Below are 15387 nucleotides of genomic sequence, written 5' to 3' on the forward strand. Positions count from 1 at the left end.
TTCCGGTAATGGCGGCTTTACCCGCGGTGCACCCCCTCCAGCCCCGGTTCGCCCAGGCGATCACCGGCGTCCTCTGCCTCGAGGCCATCGCCTTCGCGACCCCCGCGGCGGTGGTGGTGGCGCTGGTGCTGGTCCTCCTGTCACTCGCGGGGCCGCGCTGGTCGCCGGTCGCGTGGGTGTTCCGGCGCATCGCGCCGCCCGCCACCGACCTGGAGCCGGCGGCGCCCGTGCGGTTCTCCCAGGCGCTCGCCGCCGGGTTCCTCACGCTGTCGCTCGTGCTGCTCGCCGCCGGGGCGGACCTCGCCGGCTGGATTGTCGCGGGGATGGTCGCGGCGCTGGCCCTGGTGTCCGCGATCAGCGGCCTCTGCGTCGGCTGCGAGGCGTACCGCCTGCTCCTCGCCCTGCGTCGCGGCGACGGGGAGGACGTCCGGGACGACCTCGGCCTCACCGGGCCCGGCCCGTGGCTCGTGGTGCTCACCGCCCCCGGCTGCGCGCGCTGCGAGCCCGTCGCCCGCGCGATGGAGCGCGCCGCCGGCGACCGCGAGGTGGTCCGCGTCGACCTGTCGCAGCGCCCGCGGGCCGCGAGCCTGCCGGTGCGCAGCGTCCCCGCGGCGCTCGCCGTCGGCCGCGACGGGCGCCTGGCCCTCGCGCGGGCCGGCACGCTCGGCTCCCCCGAGATCGCCCAGGTGCTGGCGGCCGTCTGACGGATCGCCGGTGATGCGCGGATCCGGGCGCGGGCCGAGCGGTCGCCGCCCGCCGCCCGCCGTTCTATACTGCCCGCCCCCGGCACGACCGGTGCCCCGGTCCGTGCCCGGAGCCATTAACTGACGAGGACAACCACACCGATGACGACGACCGACACCCCCGAGATCACCACCGTCTCCGAGGTCCCCGACCTCGACGCCCCCGTGATCGACCTGGACTTCGACACGCCCGTCCGCACCCTGGACGGCCCGGAGTACATCGAGGTCGACGGCGAGATGGTGCCCAACTACGACGGCACCCTGCCGGTCTTCTCCGAGGGGGACGTCGTCAGCGGGAGGGTGGTGAGGATCGACAAGGACGAGGTCCTCGTCGACATCGGCTACAAGAGCGAGGGGGTCATCCCCCTCCCCGAGCTGTCCATCCGCAAGAGCGTCAAGCCGGAGGACGAGGTCCAGCTCGGCGAGTGGGTCGACGCCCTCGTCATGCAGAAGGAGGACCAGGACGGCCGCCTGATCCTCTCCAAGAAGCGCGCCCGCTTCGAGAAGGCCTGGAAGCGCATCGAGGCGGCCGCCGCCGCCGGCGAGAACGTCGAGGGCACGGTCATCGAGGTGGTCAAGGGCGGCCTGATCCTCGACCTCGGGGTCCGCGGCTTCCTGCCCGCCTCGCTGGTCGACATCCGCCGCGTCCAGGACCTCGACGAGTTCCTCGGCCGCAAGCTCGAGTGCAAGGTCATCGAGCTGAACCGCAACCGCAACAACGTCGTGCTGTCGCGGCGCGCGGTCCTCGAGGACGAGCGGCGCGAGGTGCGCCAGAAGATCCTCGACGAGCTGCAGCCCGGCCAGGTGGTGGAGGGCGTCATCTCCAACATCGTCGAGTTCGGCGCGTTCGTGGACCTCGACGGCATCGACGGCCTCATCCACATCTCCGAGCTCTCCTGGAGCCACGTCAACCACCCGTCCGAGGTGCTGGCGATCGGCGAGAAGGTCAAGGTCAAGGTGCTCGACATCGACCGGGACCGCCAGCGGATCTCGCTCGGCCTCAAGCAGACGCAGGCCGACCCGTGGCAGAGCGTCATCGAGAGCTACCAGGTCAACGACGTCGTCGAGGGCAAGGTCACGAAGGTCGTCACGTTCGGCGCCTTCGTCGAGATCCACGCCGGCGTCGAGGGCCTCGTCCACATCTCGGAGCTCGCCGCGCACCACGTCGAGAACCCCCGTGAGGTCGTGAACCAGGGCGACGTCCTCGCCGTCCGGGTCATCGAGATCGACGCCGACCGCCGCCGCCTCTCGCTCAGCCTCAAGCGCGTCGCCGACAGCGACTCGGTGCAGCACCACCTGCCCGAGGACGTCCGCGCCGCGATCGCCGAGGTCAGCGGCCCGACCGGCCCCGCCGCGCTCGCCGCCGCCGAGGCCCAGGCGGCCGAAGCCGCCGAGGAGTCCGACGTGGACGCCGACGACGCGACCGTGCAGGACGACACGGCCGTCGAGGCCGAGGCCCCCGCCGAGGAGGCCCCGGTCGCCGAGGTCGCGGACGACGCGCCCGCCGCGGAGGAGGCCCCCGAGGCCTCCGAGCTGGACGCGATCGAGCCCGAGACCGCACCGGCCGAGGACGCGGCCGTCCCGGTGGACGCCGCCCCGGACGGCGACGCGGACGACGCCCCCGCCGAGGCCTGACGCGCCGGGGGGGCGCGGCGCCGCCGCGCCCCCCCTGCTCGCCCTCACGGGCGGGATCGGCGCCGGCAAGTCCGCGGCGCTCGCCGCGTTCGCCGACCTCGGCGCCGCGACGCTCTCGAGCGACGCGGTCGTGCACGCGGTGTACACCGACCCCGAGGTCGTCGCGGCGGTGCGCGCACGCTTCGGTGACGACGTCATCGATGCGTCGGGCGCCGTCGACCGGAGGCTGCTCGGGCCCCGCGCGCTCGCGCAGGAGGGCGGCCTGCGGTTCCTGGAGCAGCTCGTCCACCCCCGCGTGGGCGCCGCCCGCGAGGCGTGGATCGCCGCCGAGGCGGCCCGCGTCCCGCCACCCGATCTGCTGGTCTGCGAGGTGCCGGTGCTGTTCGAGGCGGGCCTCGCCGACCGGTTCGACGCCGTCCTCGTGGTGACCGCGTCCGACGCCGTCCGCCGCGCGCGCGTCGAGGCGCGCGGACAGGACTTCGACGCCCTCAGCGGCCGCCAGACGCCGGAGGCCGAGAAGGTCGCGCGCGCCGACCGCTCGTACGTCAACGACGGCGACCTCGCGGGCCTCCGGGCGTGGGTGGCCGACCGGCACGCCGAGTACGCTGGTCGGGTCACCCATGCGCCGATCGACCGTCACTGAGCGTGCCCCCGCCGGGCACGGTGCCCTCGCCGACACCCCGGCCCCGCCGCCACGGCGGAGTCGGCGCCGCGGGCTCCGCGGGCTGCTGGTCGCCCTCGTCGTCCTCGGCGGGCTCCTGGGAGGCTGGTACGCGGTCCACCAGGAGATGCCCGCCTGGTACGCGCGCCTCTGGTACCCCCTCGAGTACGAGGACGCCATCAACGAGGAGGCCGCCCGGCAGGGCCTCGACCCGGCCCTCGTCGCGGCGGTCGTGAACGCCGAGAGCGGCTTCCTGCCCGACTCGCGGTCGAGCCAGGGCGCCGTCGGCCTGATGCAGATGCTCCCCGAGACCGCACGGTTCGTCGCGGGGCTCCCCAGCCGCCCGAGCCCGTCCCCGAGCCGCCTCGAGGACCCGGCGGTGAACATCGCCTACGGCACCCGCTACCTGCGGTACCTCGTCGACCGCCACGGCACCGTGCCGCTCGCGCTGGCCGCCTACAACGGGGGCGAGACGAACCTGGCCGAGTGGCTCGACGAGGCGGCGGTGCGCGGTGAGTCGCTCGACATCCCGCACGACATCCCCTTCACGGAGACGCGGGCGTTCGTGACGCGGGTGCTCGACACTGCGCCGATCTACCGCCGCGCCTACGGCGACCGCCTGGACGCGCCCCCCGTGCCGTGAGCCGCCAGGTGGCGCTGCTGCGCGCCGTCAACGTCGGCACCGCGCGCCCCGTCCCGATGGCCGCCCTGCGCGACCTGGCGGAGGAGCTCGGAGCGACGGGCGTCGCGACCCACCTCCGCAGCGGCAACCTGGTCTACGACACGCCCGATCCCCCCGCCCGGATGGCCACCCGGCTCGCGCGGGCCCTCGGGGAGCGGTTCGGGTTCGAGGTCCCCGTCGTGGTGCGCACCGCCGCCGAGATGCGGCGGATCGTCGCGGGGAACCCCCTGCCGGCGCAGGCCGCGGAGGACCCCCGCCGCCTGCAGGTGGTGTTCCTGTCGGCCCGGCCCCCGGCGGGGACCCTGTCGGGCCTCGGGTCCGAGGACGTCGGCGACGACGCGATCCGGGTCGCGGGGCGCGAGGTGTACGTCTGGTCGCCGGGCGGCATCACCGGCTCCCCCGGCCTCGCGGCGCTCGGGCGCCGCCGCCTCCCGGTCGTGGCCACGGCGCGCAACTGGCGCACCGTCGAGCGCCTCGTCGCGATGCTCGGCGACTGACGGGCGGTCCCTGCGGGGCACCTGCCACGATGACCCCGCCGGTCGACCCGTCCCGGGGGATCCGCGCACACGCGACGGAGGGTGGGGATGGCGTTGATCACGACGGGGTTCGGGCACGACACGACGGCGGCCGAGGCGGTGGCCGGCATCGACCTCACGGGGCGGCGGGTGGTCGTGACCGGCGGCGGGTCGGGGATCGGCATCGAGACGGCCCGCGCGCTGGCGGCGTCGGGCGCCGACGTCACGATCGCGGTGCGGGACATGGCGCAGGGGGCCGCGGCGGCGGCCGGCATCGGCGCGTCGACGCAGCAGGCCGTGCGCGTGGCGCACCTCGACCTCGCCGACCAGGACTCGGTGGCCGAGTTCACGGCGGCGTGGGACGGGCCGCTCGACGTGCTCGTGGCGAACGCCGGGGTGATGGCGTCCCCCGAGGCGCGCACGCCGGAGGGCTGGGAGCTGCAGTTCGCCACGAACCACCTCGGCCACCTCGCCCTGGCGCTCGGCCTGCACCCGGCGCTCGCCGCCGCCGGCGCGGCCCGGATCGGGTCGGTCAGCTCCGGCGGCCATCGCGCCTCACCGGTGGTGTCGACGACATCCACTTCCTGCGCCGGCCCTACGAGCCGTGGGCCGCCTACGGCCAGTCGAAGACCGCGAACGTGCTGTTCGCCGTCGAGGCCACCCGCCGCTGGGCGGGGGACGGCATCACCGCCAACGCCCTGATGCCCGGCGGCATCTGGACGGCCCTGCAGCGCCACGTCCCCGACGCCCAGCGGGCCGAGTGGGCCCGGATGGAGGCCGCGGGCGAGCTCGCCTTCATGAAGACCCCGGAACAGGGGGCGGCGACGTCGGTCGTCCTGGCCACCTCGCCGGCCCTGGAGGGCGTCGGCGGCCGCTACTTCGAGGACTGCGTCGAGGCCCCCGTCCTGTCGGAGGCCCCCGGGGACATCACGGTCCCCGGCGTCATGGACTACGCCGTCGATCGGAGTCGGCGACCCGCCTCTGGGACGTGTCGATCGCGATGCTGGCGGAGCGGCGGGCGGCGTAGGGGGCGGGGGCCCCGCCGCCCGGTCCCGTCAGGGGCGGGCGATCGGCGCCGTGACGGCCGCCGTGACGTGCACGAGGTCGGCCGGGGACAGCTCGATGTCGAACCCGCGCCGCCCGCCGGACACGAGGACGGTGGCGTGGCCGAGGGCCGTGTCGTCGATGACGGTGGGGTGGGGGCGGCGCTGACCGATGGGGGAGATCCCCCCGAGGACGTAGCCGGTGGCCCGGGCGGCGGCTGCCGGGTCGGCCATCGCGGCGGACCTCCCGCCGAGGGCCCGGGCGAGGGCCTTCAGGTCGAGGTGCCCCGCGACCGGGACGACGGCGACGACGAGGGCCCCGTCGACCGACGCCATCAGCGTCTTCAGCACCCGCTCCGGGGGCACGCCGAGCGCGGCCGCCGCCTCCGCGCCGTACGACTCCGCCCGCGGGTCGTGGTCGTACGGCCGGGGCGTGAACGGCACGCCGGCCCGGGTGAGGGCGACCGTCGCCGGTGTCCCGCCTCCGCGCGTCCGCGCCATCAGCCGTCAGTCATGGAGGTGCGCCCGCTCCCCGTCGTGGTCGAGGATCGAGAGGATCTCGACGGGGCCGCCGTGCCCGCTGATCGCGTGGGGCGTCATCGTGTCGAAGCTCGCGGCGTGGCCGGCCTCGACGTGGACGTCCCGCTCGCCCAGGCGCAGCCGCACGACGCCGCTGAGCACGTAGAACCAGTCCCGCCCGCGGTGCACGCGCAGCTCGGGCGGGCCGTCCGCCTCCGGGATTCGCATCTTCACGACGGTGCGCCCCGTCGGGTCGTCGCGGTGGGAGAGGCGCCAGAACGTGGTGCGACCGCTCTCGTCATGGCGCGGACGGATGACGACGTCGCCGTCGTCGGCGGTGGCGACGAGGTCCTCGACCGTCGTGTCGAGCGCCCGCGCGAGGGTCACGAGGTGGTCGACCGCCAGGCGGCGCCGGCCGCTCTCGAGGCGGCTGAGCGTGGACGCGCTGATGTGCGACCGCGCGGCGAGGTCGTCCAGCGACCAGCCACGCGCCGTGCGGAGGGTGCGCAGGCGCCGGCGGGCCGACTCCTCCAGCGTCGAGTCTTGCGTCATCGGCAAGATGATATGCGTCCGGCGCATCGGCCGGCTAGCGTGACGCCATGACCCATGCCCACACCCACACCGGCTCGGCCCCGTTCGACGACGAGCGGATGGTCGCGATCATCGCCGCCGAGGCGGAGGCCGCCGGGGGCCTGACGCCCCGGGCCATCGCGCGCACCTGCGCCGCGCTCGGGTGGACCGACCGCACGCGGGTGGAGCGGATCGCCGACCTGGGATCGGGCCCGGGCGTCGACGCCTGCGCCCTGGCGACGGCGTTCCCCGCCGCCACGGTCGCCGCCGTCGACGACGCCCCCGCGATGCGGGCGGCCACGACGCGCCGGGCCGCGGCCGCGGGCCTCGCCGGGCGGGTCGAGGGCGTCGCCCTGTCGCTCGACGGCGACCTCGCGGCGCTCGGCCCGCTCGACCTCGCGTGGGCGGCACTGTCGCTGCACCACCTGCGCGACGTCGACGCGACGCTGCGGGCGATCGCGGCGCGGCTGCGCCCGGGCGGCGGCCTGTGCGTGCTGGAGCGCCACACCCCGCCGCGGCTGCGCCCCGCCGACGACCTCGACCGCGCCGGACTGTGGGAGCGCGTCGACGACGCGCTCTCGGCGCGCGACGCGCGGGACCGGGCGTCGGGGCATGCCCACGACGACCTCGACCGGCTCGCCGGCCGGGTGGCGGCGGCGGGCCTGGACGTCGTGGACGCCGGCGTGCTGGAGGACACCGTCACCCTGCCGGCGTCGCCGGCCTGCGCGCTGCTCGTGACGCGGCACGTGCAGGCGGCGCGCCGCACCGTCGGCGACGCCCTCGCGCCCGCCGACGTGGCGGCCCTCGACGATCCCGGCGCGCCCGCCCGGCTCGGCCGCGCGGCGGCGACGGCGACCGCCACCCGCCTGCTGGTCGTCGCCGCCCCGGGGCGGGAGGGCGGTCAGGGACGCTCGATGAGCTCGATGCGGTAGCCGTCGGGGTCGCGGATGAAGCAGATGCGGGAGCCGCCGGGGCGCGACGCGTACGGGGGCTTCTCCGGCGTGATCCCCCGCGCGGCGAGGGCCGCCAGCTCGGCGTCCATGTCCGGCGTCGTCAGGGCGATGTGGCCGTACGCCTCACCCTGGACGTACGGCTCGGTGCGGCCGTCGTTGAGGGTCAGCTCGAGGCGTGGCTCCTCGCCGGGCAGGCCGAGGAACACGACGGTGGCGGTGTCACCCCCGACCCGTGCCCGCCGGACCTCCTCGAAGCCGAGGGAGCGGTAGAACGCGATCGACCGCTCCTCGTCGAGGACGCGGACCATGGTGTGGTCGAAGTGCATCGGCACGGCGGGCCTCCGGCGGCGGGGGTGTCCCGTCGAGGGTACCCGCGCCGGCCGCCGGACGGCCCCGTCCGATGGGGGCAGCCGACGGCGTCTGGACGACGCCGCCGGCTGGGGTGCGAAGCCCCGCGTCCCGGTCGCGGGGCCTGGTGTGAGGTGGGGGCTTCCTCCCGAGTCACCCTCACTTCACGAGGGGGAAGATAGGCGGTGGGCGGGGGTCGCCACTTTGGCCCGGACGCCGAATCGCAGCCGCCCCGGATTGGCCTCCGGTCGGGGCCGGTGGACGCCCCGGCGCGCTATCGGCGCGGGCGCGGCGGGGCCGCCGGGCCCGGCGCTAACCTAGGTCGATGGCCGTGGTCCCCTTCGACATCTCACCGGCGTACCTGCCGACCGGTGACCAGCCGAAGGCCATCGCCGAGCTGCGCGCCGGCCTCGACCGGGGCGACCGCTTCCAGACGCTCCTCGGCGTCACCGGCTCGGGCAAGACCTTCACGATGGCCCAGGTGATCGCGAACTCCGCGCGCCCCGCGCTGGTCATCGCGCACAACAAGACCCTGGCCGCGCAGCTCTGCAACGAGTTCCGCGAGCTGCTGCCCTCGGCGGCGGTCGAGTACTTCGTCTCGTACTACGACTACTACCAGCCCGAGGCCTACATCGCGGCCACGGACACCTACATCGAGAAGGACTCGTCGATCAACGACGAGATCGACCGGCTCCGCCACGCCGCCACCGCGGCCCTGCTCGCGCGGCGGGACGTCGTCATCGTGGCGTCGGTCAGCTGCATCTACGGCCTCGGGTCGGCGGAGGTGTACCGCGACCGGGTCCTGGTGCTGACGGTGGGGGAGGAGCACTCCCGCGAGAAGATCTTCCGGAGGCTCGTCGAGACCCAGTACCAGCGCAACGACACGGTGCTGGAGCGCGGGCGGTTCCGGGTGAAGGGCGACACCCTCGAGGTCCAGCCCGCCGACGCCGAGACGGCGTACCGCATCTCGATGTTCGGCGACGAGGTCGAGAGCATCACCGAGTACGACCCGTTGACGGGCGAGGTGTACGGCGATCTGAAGCACCTCGCGATCTATCCGGCGACGCACTACATCACGCCGCCGGAGACCATCGACCGGTCGATCCGGGAGATCCGCGAGGAGCTCGAGGAGCAGCTCGCGCTGTTCGAGTCGGCGGGGAAGCTCGTCGAGGCGCACCGCCTGCGGCAGCGCACCGAGTACGACATGGAGATGATCCGCGAGCTGGGGTTCTGCTCCGGCATCGAGAACTACTCGCGCATCCTCGACGGGCGGCGGCCGGGTGAGCCGCCGCACACCCTCCTCGACTTCTTCCCCGACGACTTCCTCTGCTTCATCGACGAGTCGCACAACACGATGGGCCAGCTGCGCGGCATGTACGAGGGCGACCGGTCCCGCAAGCTCGCGCTGATCGACGCGGGGTTCCGGCTGCCGTCGGCCCTCGACAACCGGCCGCTGCAGCTCCCCGAGTTCCTGGAGCGGGTGAACCAGACGATCTTCGTGTCGGCGACGCCCGGCGACTTCGAGCAGCGCAGCTCCGAGAACGTCGTGGAGCAGATCATCCGCCCGACGGGGCTGGTCGACCCCGAGGTCGATGTGCGCCCGACGACGCACCAGATCGACGACCTCCTCGGCGAGATCCGCGACCGGACCGACCGCGGCGAGCGCGCCCTGGTGACGACGCTGACGAAGAAGATGGCGGAGGACCTCACCGAGTACCTGACCGAGGCGGGGGTGCGGGCGCGGTACCTCCACTCCGAGATCGACACGCTGGAGCGCATCCGCATCGTCCGCTCCCTCCGGCTCGGCGAGTTCGACGTGCTGGTCGGGGTGAACCTGCTGCGGGAGGGGCTGGACCTGCCGGAGGTGACCCTCGTCGCGATCCTCGACGCCGACAAGGAGGGGTTCCTGCGGGGGACGACCTCCCTGATCCAGACGATCGGCCGCGCCGCGCGGAACGTCCGGGGGCGGGTCGTGATGTACGCGGACCGCGAGACCGACGCGATGCGCACCGCGATCGGCGAGACGAACCGGCGCCGGGCGATCCAGGTCGCGTACAACGAGGAGCACGGCATCACGCCCGCCTCGATCATCAAGGGCGTGTCCGACATCGTGGAGCTGCTCGGCCTGGGCGACGCGCCCGTCGCGCCCCGCCGTGGCCGCCGTGGCGAGGTCGACGCCCTCGCCGACGTCGGGTCGGACGAGCTGGAGCGGATGATCGTGGAGCGCGAGCAGGAGATGTTCGTCGCGGCGGAGGACCTGAAGTTCGAGCTCGCCGCCCGCCTGCGCGACGAGATCGCCGACCTGCGGCGGGAGCAGCTGGAGCGGGCGGGGGCCGGCGAGGGCGCCGGCGCCGACGGCGCGCCCCCGGCGCTTGCGGGGGGTGGCGGTGGTCCGCCGGCGCGGGGGTCGGCGCCGGTGCCGCGCAAGCAGGGGCGGCGTCCGCAGGGAGGGGGCAGGGGGCGGCGGTGACCGGCGGCGCACCCGGCCCCGAGCGCGCGTCCCGGCCCGAGCCCGAGGCCGGGCCCGACGAGCTCCAGTTCCGGTCGCTCGCGGCGCCGGGCCTGGAGGAGGACGACGTGTTCGCGGCGCTCCACGGCCTGCCGGTGCCGGGTCCGTTCTGGGGTGAGGGGTGGCCCGCCGCCCCCCACGATCCGGAGCGGCCGTGGGACGAGGACGCTGAGCGGCGCCGCCGCCACGAGCGCCTGCTGGCGAAGTGGCGGGAGGAGCGGGAGGAGCGGGACGAGCGCGGCGGCCTTGCGGGCGCCGCCGGGCCGGAGCCCCCGGCGGCCCCGCCGCCCTCCTAGGCCTCGGGGGGCGCGCCGGGGTCGGGCCAGGTCATCGCCGGCTCCGTCCCGACGGTGGCGCCGGGGACCCACGCGACCTCCCACGGCATGCCGTCGGGGTCGCACCAGTGGCCGGACCGTCCGCCCCACGGGCGGTCCTCGGGTTCGTTGACGATCGTCGCCCCGGCGGCGCGGGCGGCGGCGATGGCGGCGTCGACCTCGTCGCGGGTTGCGACGTTGACGGCGAGCACGACGCCGCGGGGGGCGTGGCCGAGGGCCCGCATCGCGCCCACCACCTCACCCTCCGCCTGGCGGGACGACCAGAGGAACAGGGTCGCGCCACCGGTGACGAAGACGGCGTGGTCGTCGTCGGGTTCCCCCGTCGCCTCCCAGCCGAGGCCCTCGTAGAAGCGGCGCATGGCGGGGACGTCATCGACGATGCGGGTGACGACGGTCAGTCGGGCGGGGATCACGGATGCCTCCTGTCTCGCGTCGGGACCGTCACAGTCTCGTCGCACCCCGGCCCCGTGTCTTTGACGTTCCGGACATCCCCATCCGATCACGGGACACCCGGAGCGGCCACAAACGACCGACGCCGTCCACGCCGCCGGCGGCGAACCCCGCCGCTCCCGGCGATGAGGGCGTGTCGTCGCCACCGTCGCAGCGGCGTCCGGGCCGAGGGTGTCGATTGGCGTCGACGCGTCGACGCCAATCGACGCACCGTCCCACCCGGGGCCGGACGGGGCGCCCCCGCCGACCCTCCGTCGCCCCTCAGGCGGGGTCTACCAGGAGTCCCACCGGACGAAGCCGTCGAGGGGGACCCGGGGACCGGGCTTGAACTCCGTGCCGATCGTGTGGGCGAGGGGGATCAGGGCGACCTGCGAGTACTCCTCGTAGGGGATCCCCAGCACCTCCGCCGCCTCGCGCTCGTGGAAGAGGTGGATCGTCGTCCACGCCGTCCCGAGGCCCCGGGCGCGGGCGGCGAGCATCAGGCTCCAGACGGCGGGGAGGACCGAGCCGAACGCGGAGGCCTGCACCACCTGCTCCCGCGACTCCGTCCGTCCCGGGTGGCAGGGGACGATGTGGACGGGGACCTCCGCCAGGTGCTCCGCGAGGTAGGCGGCGGAGCGGCCGATGCGCTTCTGCAGGTCACGCCCCCCCGGGGGCGTGCTCGCCCTCGGCGGCCCCGCCGAGACGCCCTCCGACACGTACCGGTCCCACGACCGCCGGTAGATGTCCGCGAGGGCCCGCCGCCGCTCCGGATCGGTGACGACGACGAAGACGGCGCCCTGCCGGTTGCCGCCGCTCGGCGCCTGCTGGGCGAGGCGGAGGCACTCCTCGATCAGCTCACGGGCGACGGGGCGCTCCAGGTCGAGGCGCTTCCGCACCGTCCGCGTCGTCGCGAGCACCTCGTCGGGGGTCAGTTCGAGTTCGGCCATGCGGGGATCCTGTCACCCGGGGCGGCCCCCCGGTCCCCGAACCGCCCCCGTGACCGCGCCCGAACCGCCCTCCGTCGGCCACCGCCCGCGCCGCCGTCACACCGACCGCTCGAACTCCCGGACGGACCTCCACCACCCGGGCTCACCCCAGGGGCTCCGCGGACGGGGCTGGAGCTCGCCGTCGATCTCGTGGTCGACCGTCTCCCCGAAGAACGCCACCGCCCCCGCAACCGGACCCGCGTCGCGGCGCGGATCGGGGTACGTCCACGCGACGTTCTCCCACCGTCGCCCGCCGACCACCGCCGTCCACCAGCGCGCATGCCCCTTGTACGCGCACGACGTCTCCAGCGCCGTCGGCGTCAACCGCACCGCCACGTCCTCGCGGGGCAGGTACCACCGCGGCGGCAGCCCCGTCTCGTAGAGGACGTGAGCCCGGGTGCTGTCCGCGACGACGACCCCGTCGATGAGGAGCCGCACACGGCGCGACGACGGCAGCGCGTCGCACCGGTGGTAGGGGTCGCGGACGTGGCCGAGCATCCGCTCGTCCTCCTCCCACCACTCGTCGAGCGCCCCGACGTGGAACGCGACGAGGCCGTCCAGCGGCGGATCGGGATACGTCCACGCCGCGTCCTGCGCGACCCGGCCGCCGACCCGCGCCGTCCAGTAGGTGCCGCCGTCCCGGGTGGCGGACCGGGCGACGCGGCTCCCCGGCGCGAGCAGGTCCATCCGCACGTCGTCACGCGGGAAGTACGCCCGCGGCAGGTGCCCGTGCTCGTGCAGCAGGCACGCGCGGTGGCTGTCGACCAGCACCGTCCCCGCGAGCACCCCCCGCAGGCGCCGCGGGTACGGGTCGAGGAACGTCAGTCCCGCGCGTGGCACGTCCACGCTCAGGCGCCCCGCGGGGGCCTGTCCGAAGGGGCCGGCGCCGAGCATCAGGGTCATGGGGTCGCCTCCCGTGGTGGTGGGGCGATCCTCTCACCGCCACGGCCCGCCGCGCACCCGCGCGACGGGCCGGCGGGTCACGCCAGGCCGGGGCCCTTGCGGCGACGCCGGCGGACGCCGACGCGGGGGAGGGTGACCGCGTAGACCGACGCGGCGGCCGCCTCGATCCCCGTCCGCACGCGACGCCCGCGGGGCAGGCCGAGGGCCGGCACCCGCGGCCGGCGCGACCGCGGCGGGGCCGGGGGGTGGGGGACCGACACCGGCTCCGGCGCCGGGATCGGGTGCGCCGCCACCGCGACCGGCTGCGACTCGCGGGACGTCGGCAGGGCGTCGGCGCGCGCCGGGAGGCGGCGCCCGCCGTCGCGCAGCCCCGACAGGATCGCGTCGATGTCCGCCCGGTCGACCTGCTCCCGCTCCAGCAGGACGCCGGCGAGGCCGTCGAGCTCGTCGCGGTGGTCGGTGAGGAGGGCGACGGCGTCCGCGTAGGCGGCGTCGATCATGCGGCCGATCTCCTCGTCGATCGCCCGGCGCGTCTCACCCGACCGCGGGATCTGGTGCGCCCCGGCGGCGGAGACGATCTGGCCGACGCGCGGCGAGAAGCCGAGCCGCTCGACGGCCTCGTGCGCCATCCGGTTCACCTGCTCCAGGTCGTTCGCGGCGCCGGAGGAGATGACGCCGAAGCGGATCTGCTCCGCCGCGCGCCCCGCCATCGCCACGACCATCTTCTCGTGGAGGTGCTGCTGGGAGGTGAGGGTGCGGTCGAGGTTTCCGTAGAGGGCGAGCCCACCGGCGTCGCCGCGGGCGAGGATCGTGACCTTCTGGGCCTTCTGGTGGGTGGGGCAGAGCTCCGCCGCGAGGGCGTGGCCGGCCTCGTGCCAGGCGATGACCTCGAGCTCGCCCTCGCCGATGCGCCGGTCGGCCCTCTGGGGCCCGGCGACGGCGCGCAGCATCCCCTCGTCCAGGTCCTCCGGGAGGATCGTGACGCGCCCGGCGCGGGCCGCCATGATCGCCGCCTCGTTCACCATGTTCGCGAGGTCGGCGCCGGCGAAGCCCGCCGTCACCCGGGCGAGCGCCGTCAGCGACTCCGGCTCCGCGATGGGCATCGACCGCGAGTGGAGGCGCAGGATCTCGAGGCGCCCCGCCTCCGCGGGCAGGCCCACCTGGACGCGCCGGTCGAAGCGGCCCGGCCGCAGCAGCGCCGCGTCGAGCATGTCGAGCCGGTTCGTCGCCGCGATCACCACGACCTTGTCGCGGTCGCCGAAGCCGTCGAGCTCGACGAGGAGCTGGTTCAGCGTGCCCTCCCGCTCCGAGTCGGCGCCCGAGTTGCCCTGGCCGCGGGCGCGGCCGATGGCGTCGATCTCGTCGAAGAAGATGATCGCGCCGCGGTTCGGCGTGCCCTTCTTCTCGTCCTTGCGGGCCTCCGCGAAGAGGTCCCGCACGCGGGAGGCGCCGACGCCGACGAACGTGTCGACGAAGTCGGAGCCCGACAGCGCGAAGAACGGGACGCCGGCCTCGCCGGCGACGGCCTTCGCGATCAGGGTCTTCCCGGTCCCCGGGGGGCCGTGCAGGATCACGCCGCGCGGCATGCGGGCGCCGACGGCGGCGAAGCGCTCCGGCTCGCGCAGGAACGTCACCACCTCGGTCAGCTCCTCCACCACCTCGTCGCAGCCGGCGACGTCGGCGAACCGCACCTTCGGCGGCTCCACCTGAGCGTTCTTGCGGATCTTCCCGTGGCCGGCGGCGCCGCCGCGGCCGTTCGCGCCCCGGCCGTTCGGGTTGCGGCCCCGGATCAGCATCATCCCGCCGATCAGGAACGCGGCGAGGATGCCGACGCCGAGGGGGATCGCGAGGTAGCGCATGATGCCGCCGGACCCGCCCGCGTCGGCCTCGACGGGGGCCGGGCCGAGCACCGCGACGCCGTCCTCGCGCAGGTGCGTCGCCAGCTCGAACGCGCCCGGCAGCGCCGGGGTCGCCGTCTTCGGGGTGCCCTCGGCCTGGGCGAAGTCCCGCCCGGCCTGCGGCCGGGGGATCTCCGAGGCGATCACGCGCCCGCCGCCGTCGATCGCCGCCACCCAGTAGCTCGAGGTGTCCACCACCGCCGCGTTCAGGTTCCGGGCGTCCGCCGCCCCGACCAGCTGGGAGTAGGGGACGACGACCGCGCCGTCGACCGCGCCGAGCGGCTCGACGACGTTCGGCGGCACCTGGACGGGGTCGGCCGCGAGGGCGGGGCCCACGAGGGCGGCGAGGGCCGCCAGCGCGAGCAGGCCCATGAGGAGGGCGCGACGGAGGGGCGGGGGCGGGCCGATCGGGCCCGGGGACTGACGGAGCACCGGCGGGTTCCTTGGGGTCGGCGTCGGCGGACGTTCCGGTGGCGGGCCGTCCGCGACAGGCTCTGCGTGCTGGCCTATCGGCGCGGGCGTCGCCGGGCTGAAACACCGGGGACGCCGGACCCGCTCCGTGGGTGATATCACCACGATCACGGTAGGCCGAGGCCGTCGGGGGTCGTATGTCCCTGGGGCCAACCGGGCGGCCGGCACCTCGGCCCCGGTGGCA

At 75.4% G+C, this 15387-nt stretch carries 15 protein-coding genes and 1 pseudogene; 9 read left to right on the top strand and 7 right to left on the bottom strand.

What is annotated here, in order from left to right:
* The first annotated feature begins 8 nt into the window (after positions 1-8).
* The 6 genes and pseudogenes from IU369_RS09505 to IU369_RS09530 all read left to right on the top strand — a co-directional run bounded on the left by IU369_RS09505 (position 9) and on the right by IU369_RS09530 (position 5263).
* On the top strand, positions 9-704 hold the full coding sequence (locus IU369_RS09505) for a DUF4395 domain-containing protein (RefSeq protein ID WP_217920738.1): 696 nt from the start codon (positions 9-11) through the stop codon (positions 702-704).
* Between the two features lie 141 nt (positions 705-845).
* The gene (gene rpsA / locus IU369_RS09510; RefSeq protein WP_246551234.1) at positions 846-2378 is read left to right on the top strand and encodes a 30S ribosomal protein S1; all 1533 of its coding nucleotides are present in this window, start codon (positions 846-848) and stop codon (positions 2376-2378) included.
* Positions 2379-2412: 34 nt separating this feature from the next.
* Positions 2413-3021 (top strand): dephospho-CoA kinase, encoded by a 609-nt coding sequence (gene coaE / locus IU369_RS09515; protein ID WP_217924357.1) that lies wholly within the window; start codon positions 2413-2415, stop codon positions 3019-3021.
* Entirely contained in the window at positions 2999-3682 is a 684-nt protein-coding gene (locus IU369_RS09520; RefSeq protein ID WP_217920739.1) for a lytic transglycosylase domain-containing protein, read from the top strand. Before coaE ends, IU369_RS09520 begins: the two co-directional genes overlap by 23 nt.
* On the top strand, positions 3679-4218 hold the full coding sequence (locus IU369_RS09525) for a DUF1697 domain-containing protein (RefSeq protein ID WP_217920740.1): 540 nt from the start codon (positions 3679-3681) through the stop codon (positions 4216-4218). The genes IU369_RS09520 and IU369_RS09525 overlap by 4 nt, the downstream gene beginning before the upstream one ends.
* Positions 4219-4305: 87 nt before the next feature.
* Positions 4306-5263 (top strand): annotated as a pseudogene (locus tag IU369_RS09530) (SDR family NAD(P)-dependent oxidoreductase).
* Between the two features lie 28 nt (positions 5264-5291).
* On the opposite strand, the gene ybaK reads toward IU369_RS09530, so the two are convergent.
* Both ybaK and IU369_RS09540 read right to left on the bottom strand, forming a co-directional pair.
* Positions 5292-5780 carry a Cys-tRNA(Pro) deacylase gene (gene ybaK, locus IU369_RS09535; RefSeq protein WP_217920742.1) on the bottom strand — a complete coding sequence of 163 codons (489 nt, stop codon included), beginning with the start codon at positions 5778-5780 and terminating at the stop codon, positions 5292-5294.
* A 6-nt stretch (positions 5781-5786) separates the two neighbouring features.
* The gene (locus tag IU369_RS09540; protein ID WP_217920743.1) at positions 5787-6350 is read right to left on the bottom strand and encodes a helix-turn-helix domain-containing protein; all 564 of its coding nucleotides are present in this window, start codon (positions 6348-6350) and stop codon (positions 5787-5789) included.
* Between the two features lie 47 nt (positions 6351-6397).
* Here IU369_RS09540 and IU369_RS09545 point away from each other — a divergent pair, with 47 nt between their 5' ends.
* Positions 6398-7300, top strand: a complete 903-nt coding sequence (locus IU369_RS09545; protein WP_217920744.1) for a class I SAM-dependent methyltransferase — start codon at positions 6398-6400, stop codon at positions 7298-7300.
* On the opposite strand, the gene IU369_RS09550 is transcribed toward IU369_RS09545, so the two are convergent.
* Positions 7270-7647, bottom strand: coding sequence for a VOC family protein (locus IU369_RS09550; protein WP_246551473.1), 378 nt, complete (start codon positions 7645-7647; stop codon positions 7270-7272). The genes IU369_RS09545 and IU369_RS09550 overlap by 31 nt on opposite strands.
* A gap of 353 nt (positions 7648-8000) precedes the next feature.
* On the opposite strand from IU369_RS09550, the gene uvrB reads away from it, so the two are divergent.
* Both uvrB and IU369_RS09560 read left to right on the top strand, forming a co-directional pair.
* A complete protein-coding gene (uvrB, locus tag IU369_RS09555; RefSeq protein ID WP_425516819.1) occupies positions 8001-10139 on the top strand; it encodes an excinuclease ABC subunit UvrB in 2139 nt (712 codons plus the stop codon).
* Positions 10136-10474: a hypothetical protein gene (locus IU369_RS09560; RefSeq protein ID WP_217920747.1), complete on the top strand. Its 339-nt coding sequence runs from the start codon at positions 10136-10138 to the stop codon at positions 10472-10474. The genes uvrB and IU369_RS09560 overlap by 4 nt, the downstream gene beginning before the upstream one ends.
* Here the strand turns inward: IU369_RS09560 and IU369_RS09565 are convergent.
* The 4 genes from IU369_RS09565 to IU369_RS09580 all read right to left on the bottom strand — a co-directional run bounded on the left by IU369_RS09565 (position 10471) and on the right by IU369_RS09580 (position 15164).
* Positions 10471-10926 (bottom strand): VOC family protein, encoded by a 456-nt coding sequence (locus tag IU369_RS09565; protein WP_217920748.1) that lies wholly within the window; start codon positions 10924-10926, stop codon positions 10471-10473. The genes IU369_RS09560 and IU369_RS09565 overlap by 4 nt on opposite strands.
* Before the next feature lie 309 nt (positions 10927-11235).
* Positions 11236-11892, bottom strand: coding sequence for a nitroreductase family protein (locus IU369_RS09570; RefSeq protein ID WP_217920749.1), 657 nt, complete (start codon positions 11890-11892; stop codon positions 11236-11238).
* A gap of 96 nt (positions 11893-11988) precedes the next feature.
* Positions 11989-12834: a DUF427 domain-containing protein gene (locus tag IU369_RS09575; protein WP_217920750.1), complete on the bottom strand. Its 846-nt coding sequence runs from the start codon at positions 12832-12834 to the stop codon at positions 11989-11991.
* Positions 12835-12911: 77 nt separating this feature from the next.
* The gene (locus IU369_RS09580; RefSeq protein ID WP_217920751.1) at positions 12912-15164 is read right to left on the bottom strand and encodes an ATP-dependent metallopeptidase FtsH/Yme1/Tma family protein; all 2253 of its coding nucleotides are present in this window, start codon (positions 15162-15164) and stop codon (positions 12912-12914) included.
* Between the last annotated feature and the right edge of the window lie 223 nt (positions 15165-15387).

The organism is Miltoncostaea oceani, assembly GCF_018141545.1.
Lineage (GTDB): Bacteria > Actinomycetota > Thermoleophilia > Miltoncostaeales > Miltoncostaeaceae > Miltoncostaea > Miltoncostaea oceani.